We start from the raw sequence: 19701 nt of genomic DNA on the forward strand, positions 1-19701 counted from the left end.
ATGAGCGAGACCCTTCTCCCCACCCCCTCCCACACCGTCGGCCCCTTCTACGGCTACGCGCTTCCCTTCCCCGAGGGCGAGCAGGTCGCGCCGAAGGGCCACCCCGACACCATCGCCCTGCACGGGTACGTGCTGGACGGTGAGGGCAATCCCGTTCCGGACGCGATACTCGAGTTCTGGCAGGCCGGCCCGGACGGTTCGCTGAAGGGCGCCCCCGGCTCGCTGCGGCGCGACCCGGTGACCGGCGGGTTCCTGGGCCGCAACGGCATCGACTTCACCGGCTTCGGCCGGGTCGCCACGGACGCCGACGGGCACTACGCGCTGTACACGCTTCCGCCCGGCAACGCGGGCCTGCCGTACATCAGCGTGTGCGTGTTCGCGCGCGGTCTGCTGCACCACCTGTACACGCGGGCGTATCTGACGGACGGCGCCGACCCGCTGCTGGACGCGTTGTCAGCGGATCGCCGGGCCACGCTGGTCGCTGCCGAGGAGCAGAACCGGACGTACCGTTTCGACATCCGCCTTCAGGGCGAAGGCGAAACGGTCTTCCTGGAGTTCCAGTGACATCCGCCGATCCCGACGCCGGCCTGCTCGCCCCCGGGCGGGCAGGCTCCCCCGCTGAGAGCGCTACCAGCGACACCGCCTTCCTCCAGGCGCTGCTCGACGCGGAGGCCGCACTGACCCGTGCCCAGGCCGCCACGGGGCTCGCCCCGGCGGAGGCGGCCGAGGCGGTGACCGCCGCGGCCGACGCCGCCCGCTTCGACATCCGCGATATCGCGCTGCGCGCGCGGGGCGGCGGCAACCCGGTGATTCCGCTGGTCGGCGACCTCACCGCCGCCGTGCCCGCGGTGTACGCGCCGTATGTGCACCGGGGCGCGACGAGCCAGGACATCATGGACACCGCCATGATGCTGGTCGCGTCGCGGACGCTGGACGTGGTCCTGGCCGACCTGGCCCGTGCGGAGCAGGCCCTGGCGCGGCTGGCCGCGGCCCACCGCGACACGGTGATGCCGGGCCGCACCCTCACCCAGCACGCGGTTCCGACGACGTTCGGCCTGAAGGCGGCGGGCTGGCGCTCGCTGGTACTGGACGCGCGGGACCGGGTGCGGGCGGTGCGGGACGGACTGCCCGCCCAACTCGGCGGCGCTGCGGGCACCTTGGCCGCATTCCGGGCGTTCGGTGCTGATCTTCCCACCGTGGACGTCCTGGTCACCGCCTACGCCCGCGAACTCGGCCTCGCCGAGCCGCTGCTGCCGTGGCACACCCTCCGCACCCCGGTCGCCGACCTCGCGTCCGCGCTCGCCTTCACCGTAAGCGCTCTCGGCAAGCCGGCGGCCGATGTCCTCACCCTCTCCCGTACGGAGATCGGCGAGCTCTCGGAAGGGACCGGCGGTGGCTCCTCCGCGATGCCGCACAAGGCGAACCCGGTCCGCGCCACGCTGATCGCAGCCGCCGCACGCCGCGCCCCACACCTCGCCGCCACGCTGTACGGCTCGCTCGCCGCCGAGGACGAGCGCCCGGCGGGCGCCTGGCACGCCGAGTGGGAGCCGCTGCGCGATCTGCTCCGGCTGACCGGCGGTGCCGCGCGCGATACCGCCGAGCTCGCCGGGGGCCTCCAGGTGCACCCGGAGACGATGCGCGAACACCTGGACATGACCCACGGGTTGATCGTCTCCGAACGGCTGGCCGCCGAGCTCACCCCGCATCTGGGCCGGGCCCGCGCGAAGGCGCTGCTCACCGATGCCGCCAAGCGCACCCGCACGGAGGGCAGAGCGCTCTCAGACATCCTCGCCGAGGCACCGGACCTCGCGGACCAGGACCTCGCCGAACTCACCGACCCCACCCGCTACACCGGCTCAGCCGGAGTCCTCACCGACCGCGCCCTGAAGCGACGTTGAACACCACGGAGCGACGTTGAACACCAAGCCCACCGGCAAGCTGCTGCACCACCGCACCGACGGTCCGGCCACCGCTCCCCCACTGATCCTCGGCCCCTCGCTCGGCACCTCGACCGCCCTGTGGGACGCCGTCGCGCCCGAACTGGCCGTCACCCACCGGGTCGTACGCTGGGATCTGCCCGGCCACGGCGGCTCCCCGGCCGACCTGATCGGCCCGGGCGCCACGGTCGACGAGCTGGCTGAACTCGTCCTCTCCCTCGCCGACTCACTCGGCATCGACCGCTTCGCGTACGCCGGGGTCTCGCTCGGCGGAGCCGTCGGCCTGCACCTGGCCGTGCACCACCCGGAGCGGGTGACCAGCCTGGCCGTGATCTGCTCCTCCGCGCACTTCAACGGGCGGGCGCCCTGGGAGGAGCGTGCCGCGCTCGTACGCCGCGAAGGGCTGGGCGCACTCGCGGACAACGCGCCGACCCGGTGGTTCACGCCCGGCTTCACCGTGCCGGCTCTGGTGGAGGACCACCGCACCGCGGCCCCCGAGGCGTACGCCGCCTGCTGTGACGCGCTGGCCGCCTTCGACATCCGGGACGAGCTGTCCGCGATCAGCGCGCCGACCCTGCTGATAGCGGGCCGTGAGGACCCGGCGACTCCGCCCTCCCATCTGCGGGAGATCGCCGACGCGGTGCCCGGCTCCATGCTCGTCGAGCTCCCCGGCGCCTCGCACCTCGCTCCCGCGGAGCGGCCCGAGGCCGTACTGACCGCACTGCGCGCCCACTTCGACGGCGACGCCGAGCGGGGCGTGCGCGTCCGCCGCGAGGTGCTCGGCGACGCGCACGTGGACCGTGCCCAGTCGCGGACGACCGGCTTCACCGCCCGCTTCCAGGACTTCATCTCCCGCTACGCATGGGGCGAGATCTGGACGGACCCCACCCTGTCGCGCCGTGAGCGCAGCATGATCACCATGACGGCGCTGGTCGCGCACGGGCACTACGACGAGCTGGCGATGCATGTGCGTGCGGCTCGGCGCAACGGACTGACGCCCGAGGAGATCGGCGCGGTGCTGCTGCAGACCGCCGTGTACTGCGGTGTCCCGGCGGCCAACTCGGCGTTCTCGGTGGCCCAGCGGGTGCTGGCCGAGGAGGAGGCGGAGTCCTGACGGACGTCCGGCCGGAGGTCATGGCGTGTGCAGAACGCTCATGGCGCGTGACGGACAGGACCGGGCACGGGCGATGACGTGTGCCTGCGAGAAATAGGCACAGCAGGGTCATCGTCGGACACGGCCGGACATCGTCCGCGTGCCTAGTCAGGCGACGCGGAGCGTCGTTGACGGACGTCAACAACGCTGGTGGTACCTCCCACGCCGGAGCCGCATCAGAAGCCTCCCAGCGTGCACGCACGCCGCCGCCGTCGGCTGAGCGTGGACCGCCGAGGCCCACTCGGGTCAGGCCGAGTGGGCCGCCTCAGTGCAGCCCCCGACCCGTATCCAGCACTTCCTGCGCCCGGGCCGCCAAGCCGTCGGCGCCGCAGGAGCGGGCCAGGGTGAGGCCGCGGGTCAGTTCGGCGACCGAGCGGGCCGCTATGCCGTACTCGACGCGGGCCACGGCGTGTTCGTAGGCGCAGGGCGATGCCTCAAGGTGGGCGGCTGCCTTGGCGTACAGGGTGACGGACCGCGGTCCCCTCTCCAGGGCCGCGGCGCAGCGCAGGGCCTCGCCGATCGCGGTGTCCGTGCCGAACCGCTCGGCCTGGCGACGGGCGGCGGCGGCGATGCCGACCGCGCGCCCCGGGTCGTCCGCGGCGAGCGCGCGGACGAGGTCGCCGGCCCATGGCGCCATGATCGGGTTGTATCCGCCGCGGGCCGCGGCCGCGTTCTCGGCCGCCTCCAGTTCGGTCACGCCCTCCTTGATGCGTCCCGAGGCGATCAGCAGCCGGCCGCGTACGGAATGGGCGTCCGGCACGACGATCGTGGACGGGTAGGGCGGTGCGAAGCCGTAGCGGTCCGCGATCTCCTTGGCCTGGTCGACGTGGCCACGGGCCAGCAGGGTGTCGATGAGCATGCAGGCCGCGTCCCAGTGCATGGGCAGGCCGCGCCCGACCCGGTCGGCGAGGCGCAGACTCTCGCGCAGATACGCCTCGGCTTCCGTGAGTTTTCCGCGTATGCGGTGCACATAGCCGACGCTGGCGTGCGCAAAGGCGAGGTGGCCGCCGCTCCACCCGGCGGTCTCGTAGGCGCGCAGCCCCTCGGTGAACAGGCTGTGGGCGCGGTCGACGCGGTCCGCGAACAGGTAGGAGATGCCGAGCATCAGGAGGAGTTCGAAGCCCCATTCGGTGTCGGTCCAGCCGAGGCCGGGGGCAAGGCTGCCGTTGACGAGGGACCGGTCGCAGAACTCGACGACCTCCTCGGCGTTCTCGCCGCGCGCCATCGCGTCGAAGGCGCGCAGGATCAGCAGGGCGCGTTCGGAGTTGTCACGGCCGGTGAGGGGTCCGGCCAGCTCGGCGAGGCTGCGGGAGCGGCCGGGCGAGTCCTGCTCGCCGGCGTGGATGCCCTCCCACAGGTAGTGCATGGCGAGCAGCCGCATCCGCGCGGGCCCCGGTTCCAGGCGTGCGGCCTCGTCGTCGACGATGCGGACGGCCTCTTCCAGCTGGTCGTTGTGGACGAGCGCCTGCGAGAGGCGGCACACGGCGTCCACCCGCAGATGACCTTCCAGGCCGGGCACGGCCAGCGCCTCACGCAGGTGGCCGATGGTGGTGGCGGGCGAGGTGAGGAAGGTGGCGCAGCCCAGTTCGTAGAGCACGCGCGCGTGGACGTCCGGCAGCGGCGGCTCCCGCAGGGCTCGCTCCAGACAGCGGCGGGCGGCGTCCGGGGCGCCCACCGCGAGGTGCTCGCGGGCGGCTTCGCGCATCTGCTCGACGAGCTCCGGGTCGTCGTCCGGGTGTACTTCGAGGAGGTGGCGGGCGGCGGCAGCGGCGCCCCGGCCCGACTGGGTGACGGCCCATGCGGCGTGGCCGTGCAGCGCGGTGCGGGTCGCCGGCGGGATGGACCGGTAGACCGTAGTGGCGATCAGCGGGTGCACGAACTCCAGCAGTTCGCTGCCGTCCTCGTCCTCGCCGCCGGTGAGGATACGGGTGGTCCGCAGTACCTCCGCGCAGCGTCGCGCCTCGTCGTGCTTCATCCCCGCGAGCGAGGCCGCGAGCTCGAGCGAGATCCTGGTGCCGAGGATCGCGGCGGCCCGTGCGAACCGGGTGACGTCGGTGCCCAGTGCCTCGAGCCGGTCGATAAGTCCGCGGCCACGGGCCGAGCGGTTGAGCGTACGCAGCTCGGCCGCGGAGGCCTCGACGGGCTCCAACTCGCTGTCCTGCACCTTCGCGAGCAGCTCCACCGTCTCGTACGGGTTTCCGCCCGTGACCGCCCAGACCTCGCGGCAGAACGGGGCGTCGGCGTGCTCGCCGAGTGTGGCACGGGTGAGGCCCGTCGTCGCGTCGGGTGTGAGGGCGCGCAGGGTGGTGCGCGGGCGGGCTGCCGCGCCGATCCGCTCCAGTTGGCGCGCGTTCTCGTCGGCGGTGTCCCGCTGCCGGTGGGCGACCACGACGAGTACGGGCAGGTCGTCGAGGCGCTCGGCGAACGCGGCGAGCCACTGGAGTGTCTCCTGGTCGGCCCAGTGGGCGTCGTCTATCAGCAGCACGAGTGGCCAGTGGAGCCGGGCGAAGCGGCGGGCCACGGCGACGAGGCCGTTCAACACGCCCTGCGGGTCGGCCTGTCGGCCCGTCGGCTGGGCGATGCCGAGGGCGGGCCCGGCGATGTCGTACCAGTCGCCGAGGTACTCGCGCGCCGCTCCCTCGGAGAGTGCGACAAGAGCTGGCTGCAGCAGCTGGCGCAGGACGTAGAAGGGGACGGAGGTGACGGTCTCGCCGCCGCGCGCGGACCATACGGTGCAGCGGCCCTCGGCGATACGGCCGACCTCGGTGAGCAGCGCGGTCTTGCCGATGCCCGCTTCGCCGCTGTAGACGAGGAGGCTGCCGGATGTCGCGCCCGAATGGAGCGCGTCGACCGTCTGCGCGGCCTCGGCGATTTCGGAGTCGCGCTCCCAGAGCGGGGCTGGGACGAACCGTCCAGACCGGCCCTGCGTCATTCCGCTACCCCCTGAAACCCGGTGAGTCGACGTTCGGGAATCGAGCCTAGCGGGAGGACCGCCCCTGAGGTGAGGGGGCCGGGGCACCTTCCGCCGCATGAGGGCAAACGTCTTGTCGACAGGTGGACTTGTCCAGGCCGACGTCCTGCGGTTCGCCCGCGCAACATGGCGCTCACCGTCCCTTCTTCGCGCCGATCGGCGTCCCTCTCATGGGGATTTCAGGCAGGGCTCATACTGTGGCGTCCATGACGCAGGTGACTCCTCCTCCGGGTTGGTACTCCGACCCCGGGCAGACAAGTGACGGCCCCCGCACCGAGCGGTGGTGGGACGGCAGTGTGTGGACGGACCACACACGTCCCGTGGGATCCGCCGGTGCCTGGGGTCCCCCGACGATGCCGTCCGGGGCCCCGCCGTATCCGGCGTACCCGGTGTATCCGGCCAAGTACCCGCGCCGCGGCCTGCGTACGGCCATCGGCGCCGGTGTGGCTCTCGCGGTGCTGGCAGGCATCGCCGGCGGTGTCTACGCCCTCACGTCCGACGACGCAGGAGGCGGCCGCGACCGGGCGGACTCGGCACCTTCCGGCGCGCCGTCGCTGCCGGGCGGGCCGGGTGGCGGGCCGGGCGGAGAGAGCGGTGCGCCGAGGGCGCCCGAGTCCGGCGGTCCGTCCGGCGGCCCTCGGACCGAGGACGGCTATGCGACCGACCTGGCGAGCGGCATCAGCCTCCCCGTTCCGGACGGCTGGAACGGTCAGTCCGGGGCGGTCGGCGCCGGGGTGACGACGGGGACGTACAAGTGCCCGGGCGACACATCGGAGTCGTGCGTGCGCGGCGGGGCGTTCTCCGTGCCGGCCGCGGCACTGGACATCAAGGCGACCACCGCGGAGGCGGCTGCCAAGGCCGACATCGAGAAGAACGCCGAGGAGTCCTACGGCGGGAAGATCTACGGCAAGATCACCTCGCATGACGAGCTGGTGTCGAAGGCGGTGACCGTGGCGGGCCAGAAGGGTTACCAGGTCCGCTGGAAGGTCGTCACGGCCAAGGGCGACGACGGCTATGTCGAGTCCCTCGCGTTCCCGTCACCGGCCGACAAGGACACGCTCGTCGTCGTGCGCTTCGGAATCGACGTCAGCGACGAAGCCCCGAAGGTGTCCCTGATCGACGAGATCACGAAGGGGATCAAGGCCGCCTCCGGAGGCGGCGGCAACGGGCGGGAGGTCTGAAACCCGAAGGGCCGGGCAGTACGGGCGGAGGCAGTACGGGCCCGGGGCAGTACGGGCCGGGGCATGGTCCGGTCTCTCGTAGGGCGCAGGGCCGCGGTGCTTGAGAGGCCGGGCGGGGTCCCTCTCCGCTCAGGAGGGACCCGGCCCGGCCGGGGGTGCGCGCCGCCCCCGTCCCCACGGTGCGGCGCGGGCAGACCGCCGCCCCGCCATCCGGAAGGCGGCGGCCTGACGATCAGGTGTTCCGGGCCAGTCCTAGCGCGGGCAGCACGCAGGCCTCCAGGAAGCGCATGAGATACGGCGTGTCCGCGTCGCACCCCTCCAGGAGAGGACGGGCGCGCAACACGCCCAGCAGCTGTGCGCTGACGAACTCCGCGGCCGGATGGTCCTCCGGGATCTCGCCACGCTCCACGGCGCGTCGCACCATGTCCTCGATCACGCCGATCTCCGGATCGACGACCGCCTCGCGCAGTGCGCGCCGCAGCTCCTCGTCCTGCAGGACGGCATGGCCGAGCGCCTGCATGAGCTGGGTGTCCCTGCCGGAGCGCTCACCCGCGAACCGCACCACCGCACGCAGGTCATCGGCCAGGCTGCCCGTGTCGATGTCCTCGAGCCCCGTACGGCTGTAGGCGCGCAGCGCGGCGGCGACCAGCTGGGGCTTGGTCTTCCACTGCCGGTAGAGCGTCGACTTGCTGCAGCGGCTCCTGGCAGCGACGCCCTCCATGGTCAGGGAGCCATAGCCGTGCTCCCGGAGCTGCTCGCACACGGCGTCGTAGAACTCCTGCTCGCGCTCCGGCGTGATCTTGGAGCGACGCGAAGAACTCACTGCATCTGCCGACTGCGACGTCATGGTCCCGCTCCTGGCTCTTCTCCTCGTCGGGTGGTCTTCCTCACCTTATCGATACGACAGCGTACCGGTACGGCAGCGTATCGGTACACTTCCGTATCGATGAGCGCTGAGCTGTCCCTCCACAAGAGCGGTTAGCCCTGCTCACAGCGGAACAAAAGGACAAGTCGCCAGTAAAGGGGCCGGTATGCCATCCCAGACCGAGCCTGCGGAAGCAGAACCAGAGCCCGATTCGGAGCCAGAGCCAGAGCCCGAGCCGGAGCCCGAGCCGGAGAGAGGCGGGCCTGCGCCCGCCGCTGTCCGGCCCCCGCTACTCCGTGAACTGCTGCTCGTCGCCGGTCTCTTCCTCGTCTACAAGTTCGGCAGACAGTTGGCGAACGGCCACACCGACGAGGCCTTCGACAACGCCCACCGAATATGGAGCCTCGAGCGGGCCCTGCATCTGCCGGGCGAGGGGGCCGTACAACAGCCGCTGCTGAACAGCGAGGCGCTCATCCACCTCGCCAACACCTATTACGCGGCCGTGCACTTCCCGGCGACCGCCCTCTTCCTGACCTGGCTGTATCTGCGACGGCCGCGGCACTACGTATGGAGCCGCCGGGTGCTGGCCACCCTCACGGCGGCCGGGCTCGTCCTGCATCTGGCGTTTCCGCTCGCCCCGCCGCGCCTGCTCGACACGGCTCATCTCGTAGACACCGCGCAGATGTACGGGCCGTCGGTCTACGGCGCGACGCCGGCGACCGACTCCATGGCGAACCAGTTCGCCGCGATGCCGTCCCTGCACTTCGGCTGGGCCCTGATGGTCGCCGTAGGCCTCATGGCCGCGACCCGGTCACGGTGGCGATGGCTATGGCTGCTCCATCCGCTGCTCACCCTGCTGGTGGTGGTCGGCACGGCCAACCACTACTGGCTCGACGCGATCGCGGCCGCGGTTCTGCTGGGCGCGGCCCTGGCAGTCGTCCGCATGCCTCATACGGGGGACATGCTGTGGCCTCGCCGCTCGCTGGTGGTGGCGCGGGGCGGTGCCGCCCCGGCCGGAGCCGGCTCCATGGCACGGGCGAGGGCGGGCCGATGAGCGCCACACTCGTCGCCCTGGTGCTGTCGCTGCTGTCCGCGATCGCGTACGCGGTCGCCGCTGTGGCGCAGGAACGTCTTGCCGCGCGGAACCGGGAACGGGACACCGGCTTGCTCCGGCTGTTCCGCAGCGGGGCTTGGTGGGGGTCGGTGGCGCTGAACGCGTCCGCGGCGCTGCTGCACGTGGTCGCCCTGAGGTACGGGCCGCTGACCCTCGTGCAGCCGTTGGGAGCGCTCACTCTGGTCGCCGCCGTGCCGCTGGGCGCACGGCTCGCCGGGCGGCGCGTCAGCCGTGTCGAGTGGCGCGGCACGGGGCTCACCCTCCTCGGTCTGGGCGCCCTGCTGCTCACCACGTCGGGGCCGGCCCCCGACGACACCCTCTCGTCGGCTCAGGCGGTGGGCGTCGCGGCCGCGACGATGCTGCTGATCGGTGTGCTCTCGCGGCCCGGCGCCCGTCCCGGGCTGCGGCACGCTTCCGCGTCCGGCATCGCGTCGGGCGTCGCGTCGGCCCTCACCCAGACCGTGACCGTGGCGGTCACGGAGCACTCGGGTCCGCTGCTCGACGTCCGGGTGTTCGTGGTGGCGCTGCTGGTCGCGGCCTTCGCGGTGGGCGGGCTCCTCCTGGCGCAGACCGCCTACCGGGGCGGCCTCGGCGCACCCCTCGCCGTCGTCACCCTGGCCAACCCGATCGCCGCCGCCGTCATCGGCCTCACCCTGCTCGGAGAGCGCTTCCAGGGCGGCCTCGCCGGCCTGCTCCTCGCCTTTGCGGGGGCGGCGACGGCCGCACGCGGTGTGGTGGTCCTCGCCCAGCACTCCGAGAACCAGTCACAGGCGCGGCAGCCGGTGGGCGCGCCGACCGTCGGGGGTCACGGTGATGGGGCGGGCGCGTTGGACTTCATCGGGCACGGGGATGGGGCGGGCGCGTTGGACGAGCGTCACGCCTCGTACGAGCGCCGTGCCTGGGACGACGTCCACACCTTCGATGTGGGACGCCCCTGGGGAGGGGGCCGCGCCTTGAACGAGGGGCACCCCTCGGACGGGGGCCACGCCTCGTACGAGCACCGCGTCTTGCAAGGGGGCCGCGCCTCTGACGGCGGCTACGGCTTGGGCGAAGGCTACGAGTCGGACAGGACCCCCGGGCCACACGAGCCCGCCTTGTCCCATGGGGCGCCCCCACCGTACGGCGCCGTGCCGTTCGGCAGGGTGCCCGACCCCGTCGGACCCGCGGTGCATGACAGCCCGCGTGGGCGCCCGTCGTACGGACCCGAGTCCGCCGACGAACCGGTCCCGACCACCGGGCGCCGGCCTCGTCGCCGAAGCGCCCGCGGCATCGCAGTGCTTGGCATTCGCGCCCGTGCGTGTCGGCGAAGGGGTCCCGCCGCGCGGACCCGCGCCCGCTGATGTCGCGGCAGCCCCGAATGGGCTGCCGCGGTCGGCACGCGACCGCCGCCGCGTACCGGCTCGGCCGCGTCTTCGAACCGCTCCCTGCCTACGAACCGGCCGTCGCGGCACAACCGAGCGGCCGGCCGTCGGCCCTCGACACGGCTTTGGTAGCAGCCGCAGCTTTCGCAGAAGCCGCGGCCTTCGCGAAGACACGACCTTCCTGGGCTATAGGCTCACCCGAACCGCCGGCGGCCCGCTCCCCTCCCGCAGTTCCACGACCCCGATGCGCCCGGCCGCGCGCACGTCCTGGGCGACCCGCGCGAAGCGGTCGAGGTCCGAACGGGACGCCGTCACCACCGCTTTGGTGACCTCCGTACGCATCGACACCTGCGCCTCCGACTTGGCCTTGCGGACCGACGCGATGACGTCCGAGGCCGTGCCGAGCAGCGTCTCGTCCACGCCCTCGGCCAGTCCGCGCAGCCGGTCCGCGTCGGGCCAGGCGGCACGGTGCACCGACCCCTCCGCCCACCACGACCAGACCTCCTCCGTGACGAAGGGGAGGACGGGGGCGAACAGGCGCAGAAAGGTGTCCAGTGCCGTCCGCAGCGCCGCGCGAGCGGACTGCGCACCGGCGACGTCGCCCTGGTCGCCGTAGGCACGGGCCTTGACGAGCTCGACGTAGTCGTCGCAGAACCGCCAGAAGTACTGCTCCGTGCGTTCGAGGGCGCGGGCGTAGTCGAACTCCTCAAAGGCGGCGGTGGCTTCCTCGACAGCGCCGGCAAGACCCGCGAGCATGGCGCGGTCGAGCGGCTCGGTGACGGAGGCGTCCGGTTCGGCGTCGCCGAAGCCGAGCACGAACCTGCCCACGTTGAGGATCTTCGTCGCGAGCCGCCGCCCGATCTTCATCTGCCCGATGTCGAAGGCCGTGTCCGTGCCGGGCCGTGCGCCGGCGGCCCAGTAGCGGACCGCGTCCGAGCCGTACTGCTCGAGCAGGTCGACCGGCGTGACGACATTGCCCTTGGACTTCGACATCTTCTTGCGGTCGGGGTCCAGGATCCAGCCGGAGATCGTGGCATGCCGCCATGGCAGCGTGCCGTGTTCGGTGTGGGCACGCACCACCGTGGAGAACAGCCAGGTCCGGATGATCTCGTGGGCCTGCGGCCGGACGTCCATCGGGAAGACCCGCCCGAACAGGTCCGGGTCGGCCATCCACCGCCCGGCGATCTGCGGGGTGAGCGAGGAGGTCGCCCAGGTGTCCATGACGTCCGGGTCGCCGATGAACCCGCCCGGCTCGCCGCGCTGCTCCTCGCGGTATCCCGCGGGGGCCTCGGCGCTCGGGTCGACCGGGAGGGCCGCCCCGTCCGGGACGATCGGCCGGTCGTAGTCGGGCTGTCCGTCCCCGTCGAGCGGGTACCAGACGGGGATCGGCACGCCGAAGAACCGCTGGCGGCTGACCAGCCAGTCGCCGTTGAGTCCGCTGACCCAGTTCTCGTAGCGCGTGCGCATGTGCGGCGGGTGCCACTCCAGCTCGCTGCCGCGCCGCAGGAGTTGCTCGCGGAGCTCGTCGTCGCGCCCGCCGTTGCGCAGGTACCACTGGCGGGTGGTGACGATCTCCAGCGGTTTGTCTCCCTTCTCGAAGAACTTGACCGCGTGCGTGACCGGCCGCGGCTCCCCCTCCATCTCTCCGCTCTCCCGGAGCAGGGCGACGACGCGCTCGCGTGCGGTGTGCGCGGTGGCACCGGCCAGCCGGGCGTACGCCGAGCGCGCCTCCGGCGATTCGACGCCGGCGGGCGTCTCCGCGACGAAGCGGCCGTCCCAGCCGATCACCGGCCGCGTGGCGAGCCGCAGTTCGCGCCACCACGTGACATCCGTCGTGTCCCCGAACGTGCAGACCATGGCGATCCCGGACCCCTTGTCCGGCGTTGCCAGATAGTGCGCGTGGACCGGCACCTCGACGCCGAACAGGGGCGTACGGACCGTCGTGCCGAACAGGCCCCTGTACCGCTCGTCGTCGGGGTGGGCGACCAGCGCGACACACGCGGGCAGCAACTCGGGGCGCGTCGTCTCGATCATGATCCGGTCGCCGCCGGGGCCTTGGAAGGCGAGCCGGTGGTACGCGGCCTGCCGCTCCCGGTCCTCCAGCTCCGCCTGGGCGACCGCCGTACGGAACGTGACGTCCCACAGTGTGGGCGCCTCGGCGAGATACGCCTCCCCCCGCTCGAGATTCCGCAGGAAGGCCAACTGCGAGGTGGCGCGCGCCTCGGCGTCGATCGTCCGGTACGGCCGCGTCCAGTCGACCGACAGCCCGAGCCTCCGCCACACCTGCTCGTAAGCCTTCTCGTCCTCGGCGGTCAGCCGGTCGCAGAGCTCGACGAAGGTGCGGCGGGAGACGGGGATCTGTTGCTTTCCCGGCGTGTGAGGAGGCCTGAACGCCGGGTCGTACGGCAGCGACGGGTCGCAGCGGACGCCGTAGTGGTTCTGGACACGCCGCTCGCTGGGCAGGCCGTTGTCGTCCCAGCCCATCGGATAGAAGACTTCCTTGCCGCGCATGCGCTGGAAGCGGGCGACCGTGTCGGTGTGCGTGTAGGAGAAGACGTGCCCGATGTGCAGCGAACCGCTCGCGGTGAGCGGCGGGGTGTCGATCGAGAAGATCTCGTCACGCGTCTTCGAGCGGTCGAACACGAATACGCCCAGCTCATCCCATCGCCCGGACCATTTCTCTTCCAGCCCGTCGAGGGCGGGCTTGTCGGGGGCGCCGTTACGGCGATGGTTGAAGGTCATGCCCCGACATGCTAGCCAGACACCCGCCCGCGCGATCAGTGATTTTCGCGCGGGCGGGGGGCACTGCCGTGGCCGACCGAAGGGGCTACTCGGTGATGATCGCCGGGTCGCTCACGCCCGGCTCGCCCGTCTCGACGTGTCCGGCGAAGCGGCGCAGGAAGGCGGGGTCCGCGTCGGACACGACGGTCAGGTCGTACCAGCGCCTGCTCGCCCGCAGGTCCACCGTGTGCGTCACGGTGGCGCCGGCGCGCAGCTTGAACGTCTGGGGACGACCACCGTACGCGTTGGTGAGGGTCAGCGTGACGGCCGTCGTGCCCTCGTTCTCGAAGGTGAGCTTCACGGTGCCGGATGCGGCGTCGTGGCGCGCGGCGACCTCGGGGCCCGCCGTCTTCACGGAGCCTCTGAACGTGCGCAGGAAGCCGTTCGGTCCGTGCACGGACAGGTCGTAGGCGCCCTTCGAAGAGGCGGTGTCCCAGGTGCCCGCGACGGTCTTGCCCGCCTCGGTCGTGTACATCCACGGGCCGTACGTGGGGGTTCCGGACGTGACGTGGAAGGCGGCACCGGCGTGACGCCCGCCGCTGAAGGTGAGGGTGAAGGTTCCGTCGGCGGGGGCCGCCTCGCCGTCGGTGAAGGGGGCGTAGCGCAGCGGGCGGGCCGGGCGAAGACCCGGCTCCTGCTTGGGCATGCGCGGGTCGGCCGGCGGCGTCGGGCGGTAGTCGGGGTGGCGTTCGCGGTCCTGCGGCTCGTAGCCGTCGGTGTCGGGCAGCGCGGCCGACCGGCCGTCCTTGTGGGAGAAGTCGAAGGCGGAGGTCAGGTCACCGCAGATCGCGCGCCGCCAGGGCGAGATGTTCGGCTCCTGGATGCCGAAGCGGCGCTCCATGAACTGGACGATCGAGGTGTGGTCGAGGGTCTCGGAGCATACGTAACCGCCCTTGCTCCAGGGCGAGACGACCAGCATCGGCACACGCGGGCCGAGGCCGTACGGTCCGGCCGGGCGCTTGCTGTCGCCCGGGTAGAGGTCGAGGGAGACGTCGGCCGTGGACTTGCCCTGCGCGGCGGACTTCGGCGGGAGCGGCGGCACCACGTGGTCGAAGAAGCCGTCGTTCTCGTCGTACGTGATGAACAGGGCCGTCTTCGCCCAGACCTCCGGGTTGGAGGTGAGCGCGTCCAGGACCTGGGCGATGTACCAGGCGCCGTAGTTCGAGGGCCAGTTGGAGTGCTCGGAGAAGGCCTCGGGGGCTGCGATCCAGGAGATCTGCGGCAGCTTGCCGGCCTTGACGTCGGCCCGCAGCCGGTCGAAGTAGCCGTCGCCGTTCTTGACGTCGGTGCCGGTGCGGGCCTTGTCGTACCAGGGCGAACCGGGCTCGGCGTTCCGGTACTTGTTGAAGTACAGCAGCGAGTTGTCGCCGTAGTTGCCGCGGTAGGCGTCCTCGATCCAGCCCCAGGAGCCGGCCGCGTCCAGGCCGTCGCCGATGTCCTGGTAGATCTTCCAGGAGATCCCGGCCTTCTCCAGGCGCTCGGGGTAGGTCGTCCAGTCGTAGCCGAGCTCGTCGTTGCCGAGGACCGGGCCGCCGCCCTGGCCGTCGTTGCCCGTGTAGCCGGACCACATGTAGTAGCGGTTCGGGTCGGTGGAGCCGATGAACGAGCAGTGGTAGGCGTCGCAGACGGTGAAGGCGTCGGCGAGCGCGTAGTGGAAGGGGATGTCCTCGCGGGTGAGGTACGCCATGGTCGTGGTGCCCTTCGCGGGCAGCCACTTGTCGTACTTGCCCCCGTTGTAGGCGGCCTGGCCGTCGGTCCAGCCGTGCGGCAGGCCCTCCAGGAACTGCATGCCGAGGTCGTCGGCGTCCGGGTGGAAGGGCAGCACCTCCTGGCCGTCCTGCTCCTGGTGCCACACCGACTTGCCGCTGGCCAGCGTCACCGGGCGCGGGTCACCGAAGCCGCGCACGCCCCTCATGGCACCGAAGTAGTGGTCGAAGGACCGGTTCTCCTGCATCAGGACGACGATGTGCTCGACGTCGTCGATCGTTCCGGAACGCCGCTGCGCGGGGATCGCCGCGGCCTTGGCGATGCTGTTCGAGAGAGCGGTGAAGGCGGCCGTGCCGCCGGCCAGTTGGATGAAACGGCGCCGATCGAGTTGGGGCATGGCTGGGTGACCTCTTGTCCGGGAAGACGAGCGCAGGGGGTGGAACAGAGTGACAGGAGTGTTCCAAGGGCCGGCGAACGTTCACGGAAGGCTTTCGTGGCGCGCGTGTGAAAGCCGGGGGTCGGCGACGCGAACAGCACGGCGGGCGCCGCCTCTGGGACCCCACGCTCAAGCGCCGGACTGGCTGAAAGATTCAGCCAGTCCGGCGCTTGAGGACGAGCACGAAGGGCGACGATCCAGCCCGTCCGGCGTTTGAGGACGAGCTCGAAGGGCGACCAAACGGGGCCCGGGGGCGGAGCTCTCAGTTCCCGAGGGAGCTGGGCGCCGCCCCGGCACTGGTGATCGGCGGCACGGGCGTGTCGGCGGTACGAACGAGCCGGGCACCCTTCGGCCCATACGCACCGCGCGGCTCAGGGAACGCGCTCAGCAGCGCGAGATACAGCACAGCCGCGACAGCGAGCGACAACGGCAGGCTGATGTCGACGCCGCCCGCGAGGTCACCGAAGGGCCCGACGAACTGGCCGGGGAGGTTCGTGAAGAGGATGCCGATCAGCGCGGCGACCCACCACGCGGTCATGCCGCGCCAGTTCCACCCGTGGTGGAACCAGTAACGGCCGCCGCGCTGGCGCCGGTTGAAGACCTGCAGCGCCTCGGGGTCGTACCAGCCGCGCCGGACGAAGAAGCCGAGCATCATGACGACCATCCACGGCGTGGTGCAGGTGATGATCATCGTGGCGAAGGTGGAGATCGACTGGACGATGTCGAGCGCGAAGCGGCCGATGAAGATGAAGGCGATGGCGAGGGTGCCGACCAGGACGGTGGCCTGCACCCGGGACAGCCGGGTGAAGACGCTGGAGAAGTCGAGGCCGGTGCCGTAGAGCGCGGTGGTGCCCGTGGACATGCCGCCGATCAGGGCGAGCAGGCAGATGGGGAGGAAGTACCAGCCGGGCGAGATGGCGAGCAGTCCGCCGACGAAGTCGGGCGCGGCCGGGTCGACGTAGTCGGGGGCCTTCGCGGCGATGATGCTCGCGGTCGCGAGACCGAAGCAGAACGGCAGGAGCGTCGCGATCTGCGAGAGGAACGCGGCCCCCATGACGCGGCGGTGCGGCGTTGCGGCCGGGATGTACCGGGACCAGTCGCCGAGGAATGCGCCGAAGGAGACGGGGTTGGACAGCACGATAAGCGTGGCGCCGATGAAGGACGGCCAGAACAGCGCCTTCGTCTCGGCGTCGGCACCCGCCCCGTAGATACCGGCGTACGACGGGTCGAAGTCACCGGCGAAGGCGAAGATGCCGACCAGGAACAGCACGGTCGCGGCGGTGACGGCGACCTTGTTGACCAGCAGCATGAAGCGGAAGCCGTAGATGCACACCACGAGGACGAGAACGGCGAAGAGCGCATAGGCGACCGCGTACGACAGGTTGGAGCGCTCCAGTCCGAACAGCCGGTGTGCGCCGCCGACCAGCGCGTCACCGGAGCTCCACACCGAGATGGAGAAGAAGGCGACCGCGGTGAGGAGGGAGAGGAACGATCCGACGACCCGCCCGTGGACGCCGAGGTGCGCGGAGGAGGAGACGGCGTTGTTGGTGCCGTTGACCGGTCCGAAGACCGCCATCGGGCACAGGATCAGTGCCCCGATGGCGACGCCGAGGAGGACGGCCGCGAGCCCCTGCTGGAAGGAGAGCCCGAAGAGGACCGGGAAGGCTCCGAGGACGCAGGTGGAGAAGGTGTTGGCACCGCCGAACGCGAGCCGGAAGAGATCGAGGGATGAGGCGGTGCGCTCCCCGTCGGGGATGTGTTCCACGCCATGGGTCTCCACCTCGGTGACGGACGGTGCCGCGGCGGGGGACGCCGGTGGCGCGACGGGGGACGGTGACGTCGCCACGGAGGGCGGCTGCTCGGCCATCGGGACTCCTGCGAGGGGCTTGGCGGTGCGAATCGGGCGGCCGGATCGGGGGTGCGATCCAGGGCACGCATCCGTGCAGGCGCACGGAGATTGCGAGGCACGTTACGGCTGCCCCGCACCCCTCACCAGTGGCCGATCCATCCATCTGCCGGGGCATGGAGTGGACACTTCATCCATCCGGCACGCAGGGAAACGCCGCCCGTCACAGCACGCAGCAGAGACGCCCGTCCCGCCGGCGGTGTGCCGGCGGGACGGGCGTCGGTTACGGCTCAGGCGTGGAATCCCTGGCTCAGGCGTAGAACCGCGACACGCTCTGCAGTACGCACGCGGGCTTCGTACCGCCCTCGATCTCGATGGTGCCGTCGACGGTGACCTGCACACCGCCCCCGATCTCCTCGACCTCGGCGAGCCGCGCGACCAGGCGGATGCGCGAACCGGCGGGCACCGGCGAGGGGAAACGGACCTTGTTGAGACCGTAGTTCACCTTCGTGGTGACACCCTCGACCTCGAGGAGCTCGGTGAAGAGCGGGATGAAGAGCGACAGCGTCAGATAGCCGTGGGCGATCGGGCCGCCGAAGGGGCCTTCCTTGGCCCGCTCGGGGTCGGTGTGGATCCACTGATGGTCGCCGGTGGCGTCGGCGAAAGTATTGATGCGCTCCTGCGAGACGGTGATCCACTCGCTGGTGCCGAGGTCGCCGCCCGCGAGCTTCTTCAGTTCGTCCAGGCCGCTGACGGTGATGCTCATGAAGGGTTCCTTTCGGTGGTGCCGGACTGCGGGCCCGCCCCGAAACGGGCGCGGACGCGGGACTTGAGGAGCTTCCCCGAGGCGGTGCGCGGCAGGGTCTCGGCCACCACGACGGACTTGGGGATCTTGTACTTGGCGAGGCGTCCGCTGAGGAACGCGATGACCTCGTCGGGGTCGAGCCGGGCGCCCTCCTGGGCCACGACCACGGCCCGGGGCACCTCGCCCCATTTCTCGTCGGGTACGCCGATGACGGCGCACTCCACGATGGCGGGATGGCCGAGCAGGACGTCCTCGACTTCGGCCGGATAGACGTTCTCACCGCCGGAGATGATCATGTCCTTGAGCCGGTCGACGATCGTGACGAAGCCGTCCTCGTCGACCCGTGCGAGGTCGCCGCTGCGGAACCAGCCGTCGGCGAAGGCCGCCGCCGTCTCCTCGGGAAGGCCCCAGTAGCCAGGCATCACGTTGGGTCCGCGCACCACGATCTCGCCGGGCTCGCCGACGGCGACGGGTGACAGATCGGGGCCCGTCACGCGTACGTCGGTGAAGAAGTGCGGGACACCGGCCGAGCCGGCCTTGCTCACGGCGTGTTCGGCGGCCAGGAAGAGCGTGCCGGGGGCGGCCTCCGTCATGCCGTAGCCCTGCTGGAAGTTGAGGCCGCGGCTCTGGTACGTCGCGATGAGCGGGGTGGGGACGGGGGCGCCGCCACAGGTGAGCTGGCGTACCGACGACAGGTCGGCCTCGGCCCAGCGCGCCTGGCGGGCGATCTGGTCGAACATCGCGGGCACCCCGAACATGAAGGTGATCCGGTGGCGTTCGATGAGATCGAGGGTGCCCGCCGGGTCGAAGGCGCCGACCAGGACGCAGGTGCCGCCCTTGAGGAGTACGGGCAGCGTGATCATGTTCAGACCGGCCGTGTGGAACAGGGGTGCGGAGACGAGAGCGACCTCGTCGGCGGCGATGTCCTGGTCGATGAGGACGTTGATCGCGTTCCAGGTGAGGTTGCCGTGGGTGAGCATCGCGCCCTTGGCACGACCGGTGGTCCCCGAGGTGTACATGATCATGCAGATGTCGTCGGGGCCGACGGGCTCGTCGATCAGGTTGTCGGGCGCCGCGGCGAGCACCTGCTCGTAGGGGTCGCCGAGCTCGATGCGGTGCTTGACGGCCGGGGAGGCTTCGGCCGGGGATGCTTCGGCCGGGGATGCTCCGCCGTCGCCCTTACTGCCACCGCCGTTGTCAGTGGGGTCGTACAGACTTGGGTCGTGGATGAGGGTGCGCGCTCCCGAGTCGGCCAGCTGGTAGCCGATCTCGGGTGCGGCGAGGCGGGTGTTGAGGGGGACGAAGACGGCGCCGAGGAGACCGGTGGCGAAGAGGGTCTCCAGGAAGGAGGGGTGGTTGGGGCCGAAATAGGCGACGCGGTCGCCGCGCCGGACGCCGGCCGCGCGCAGGGCGTGGGCGAGCCGGTTGGTGCGCTGGTGCAGCTCGGCGTAGCTGAAGGTCTGCTGCTGGTGGATCAGGGCGGTGCGATGGGGGGTCTTGCGGGCACGGCGCCCGGGCCAGGACCCGATTCCCTCGTTGCGCAT

12 protein-coding genes and 1 pseudogene are annotated in these 19701 nt (G+C 71.4%); 6 read left to right on the forward strand and 7 right to left on the reverse strand.

Going from position 1 to position 19701, the window contains the following annotated elements; all coding sequences use genetic code 11:
• Genes pcaG through pcaDC form a run of 3 tightly spaced genes read left to right on the forward strand, consistent with a single transcriptional unit; the run spans position 1 to position 3051 of the window.
• Positions 1-564, forward strand: a complete 564-nt coding sequence (gene pcaG / locus H1D24_RS26910; protein ID WP_258564333.1) for a protocatechuate 3,4-dioxygenase subunit alpha — start codon at positions 1-3, stop codon at positions 562-564.
• Positions 561-1898 (forward strand): 3-carboxy-cis,cis-muconate cycloisomerase, encoded by a 1338-nt coding sequence (gene pcaB, locus H1D24_RS26915; protein WP_181660291.1) that lies wholly within the window; start codon positions 561-563, stop codon positions 1896-1898. The genes pcaG and pcaB overlap by 4 nt, the downstream gene beginning before the upstream one ends.
• 16 nt (positions 1899-1914) lie before the next feature.
• Complete coding sequence (pcaDC, locus tag H1D24_RS26920) at positions 1915-3051, forward strand: bifunctional 3-oxoadipate enol-lactonase/4-carboxymuconolactone decarboxylase PcaDC (RefSeq protein WP_258564334.1); 1137 nt, start codon at positions 1915-1917, stop codon at positions 3049-3051.
• A gap of 304 nt (positions 3052-3355) precedes the next feature.
• Here the strand turns inward: pcaDC and H1D24_RS26925 are convergent, their stop codons facing one another.
• A complete protein-coding gene (locus tag H1D24_RS26925; protein ID WP_181660292.1) occupies positions 3356-6022 on the reverse strand; it encodes an ATP-binding protein in 2667 nt (888 codons plus the stop codon).
• A 245-nt stretch (positions 6023-6267) separates the two neighbouring features.
• Between H1D24_RS26925 and H1D24_RS26930 the strand changes: the two genes are divergently transcribed.
• Positions 6268-7242 (forward strand): DUF2510 domain-containing protein, encoded by a 975-nt coding sequence (locus H1D24_RS26930; RefSeq protein ID WP_181660293.1) that lies wholly within the window; start codon positions 6268-6270, stop codon positions 7240-7242.
• 232 nt (positions 7243-7474) lie between these two features.
• Here the strand turns inward: H1D24_RS26930 and H1D24_RS26935 are convergent, their stop codons facing one another.
• Positions 7475-8089, reverse strand: coding sequence for a TetR/AcrR family transcriptional regulator (locus tag H1D24_RS26935; RefSeq protein WP_181660294.1), 615 nt, complete (start codon positions 8087-8089; stop codon positions 7475-7477).
• Positions 8090-8273: 184 nt separating this feature from the next.
• Between H1D24_RS26935 and H1D24_RS26940 the strand changes: the two genes are divergently transcribed.
• Together H1D24_RS26940 and H1D24_RS42640 are read left to right on the forward strand one after the other, a co-directional pair.
• On the forward strand, positions 8274-9161 hold the full coding sequence (locus H1D24_RS26940) for a phosphatase PAP2 family protein (RefSeq protein ID WP_181660295.1): 888 nt from the start codon (positions 8274-8276) through the stop codon (positions 9159-9161).
• Positions 9158-9965, forward strand: a pseudogene (locus H1D24_RS42640) (DMT family transporter); the annotation flags it as partial. The gene H1D24_RS26940 and the pseudogene H1D24_RS42640, both read left to right, overlap by 4 nt.
• 803 nt (positions 9966-10768) lie before the next feature.
• Here the strand turns inward: H1D24_RS42640 and valS are convergent.
• From valS to H1D24_RS26970, 5 genes are all read right to left on the reverse strand, one after another.
• Entirely contained in the window at positions 10769-13324 is a 2556-nt protein-coding gene (valS, locus tag H1D24_RS26950; RefSeq protein WP_181660296.1) for a valine--tRNA ligase, read from the reverse strand.
• A gap of 85 nt (positions 13325-13409) precedes the next feature.
• Positions 13410-15467: a phosphocholine-specific phospholipase C gene (locus H1D24_RS26955; RefSeq protein ID WP_181660297.1), complete on the reverse strand. Its 2058-nt coding sequence runs from the start codon at positions 15465-15467 to the stop codon at positions 13410-13412.
• Between the two features lie 301 nt (positions 15468-15768).
• The gene (locus tag H1D24_RS26960; protein ID WP_181660298.1) at positions 15769-17373 is read right to left on the reverse strand and encodes a purine-cytosine permease family protein; all 1605 of its coding nucleotides are present in this window, start codon (positions 17371-17373) and stop codon (positions 15769-15771) included.
• A 289-nt stretch (positions 17374-17662) separates the two neighbouring features.
• Positions 17663-18118: a MaoC family dehydratase gene (locus H1D24_RS26965; RefSeq protein ID WP_181660299.1), complete on the reverse strand. Its 456-nt coding sequence runs from the start codon at positions 18116-18118 to the stop codon at positions 17663-17665.
• Positions 18115-19701 carry an acyl-CoA synthetase gene (locus H1D24_RS26970; RefSeq protein ID WP_181660300.1) on the reverse strand — a complete coding sequence of 529 codons (1587 nt, stop codon included), beginning with the start codon at positions 19699-19701 and terminating at the stop codon, positions 18115-18117. Before H1D24_RS26970 ends, H1D24_RS26965 begins: the two co-directional genes overlap by 4 nt.

The sequence above is a fragment of the Streptomyces himalayensis subsp. himalayensis genome (assembly GCF_013778455.1).
GTDB classification, from domain to species: domain Bacteria; phylum Actinomycetota; class Actinomycetes; order Streptomycetales; family Streptomycetaceae; genus Streptomyces; species Streptomyces himalayensis.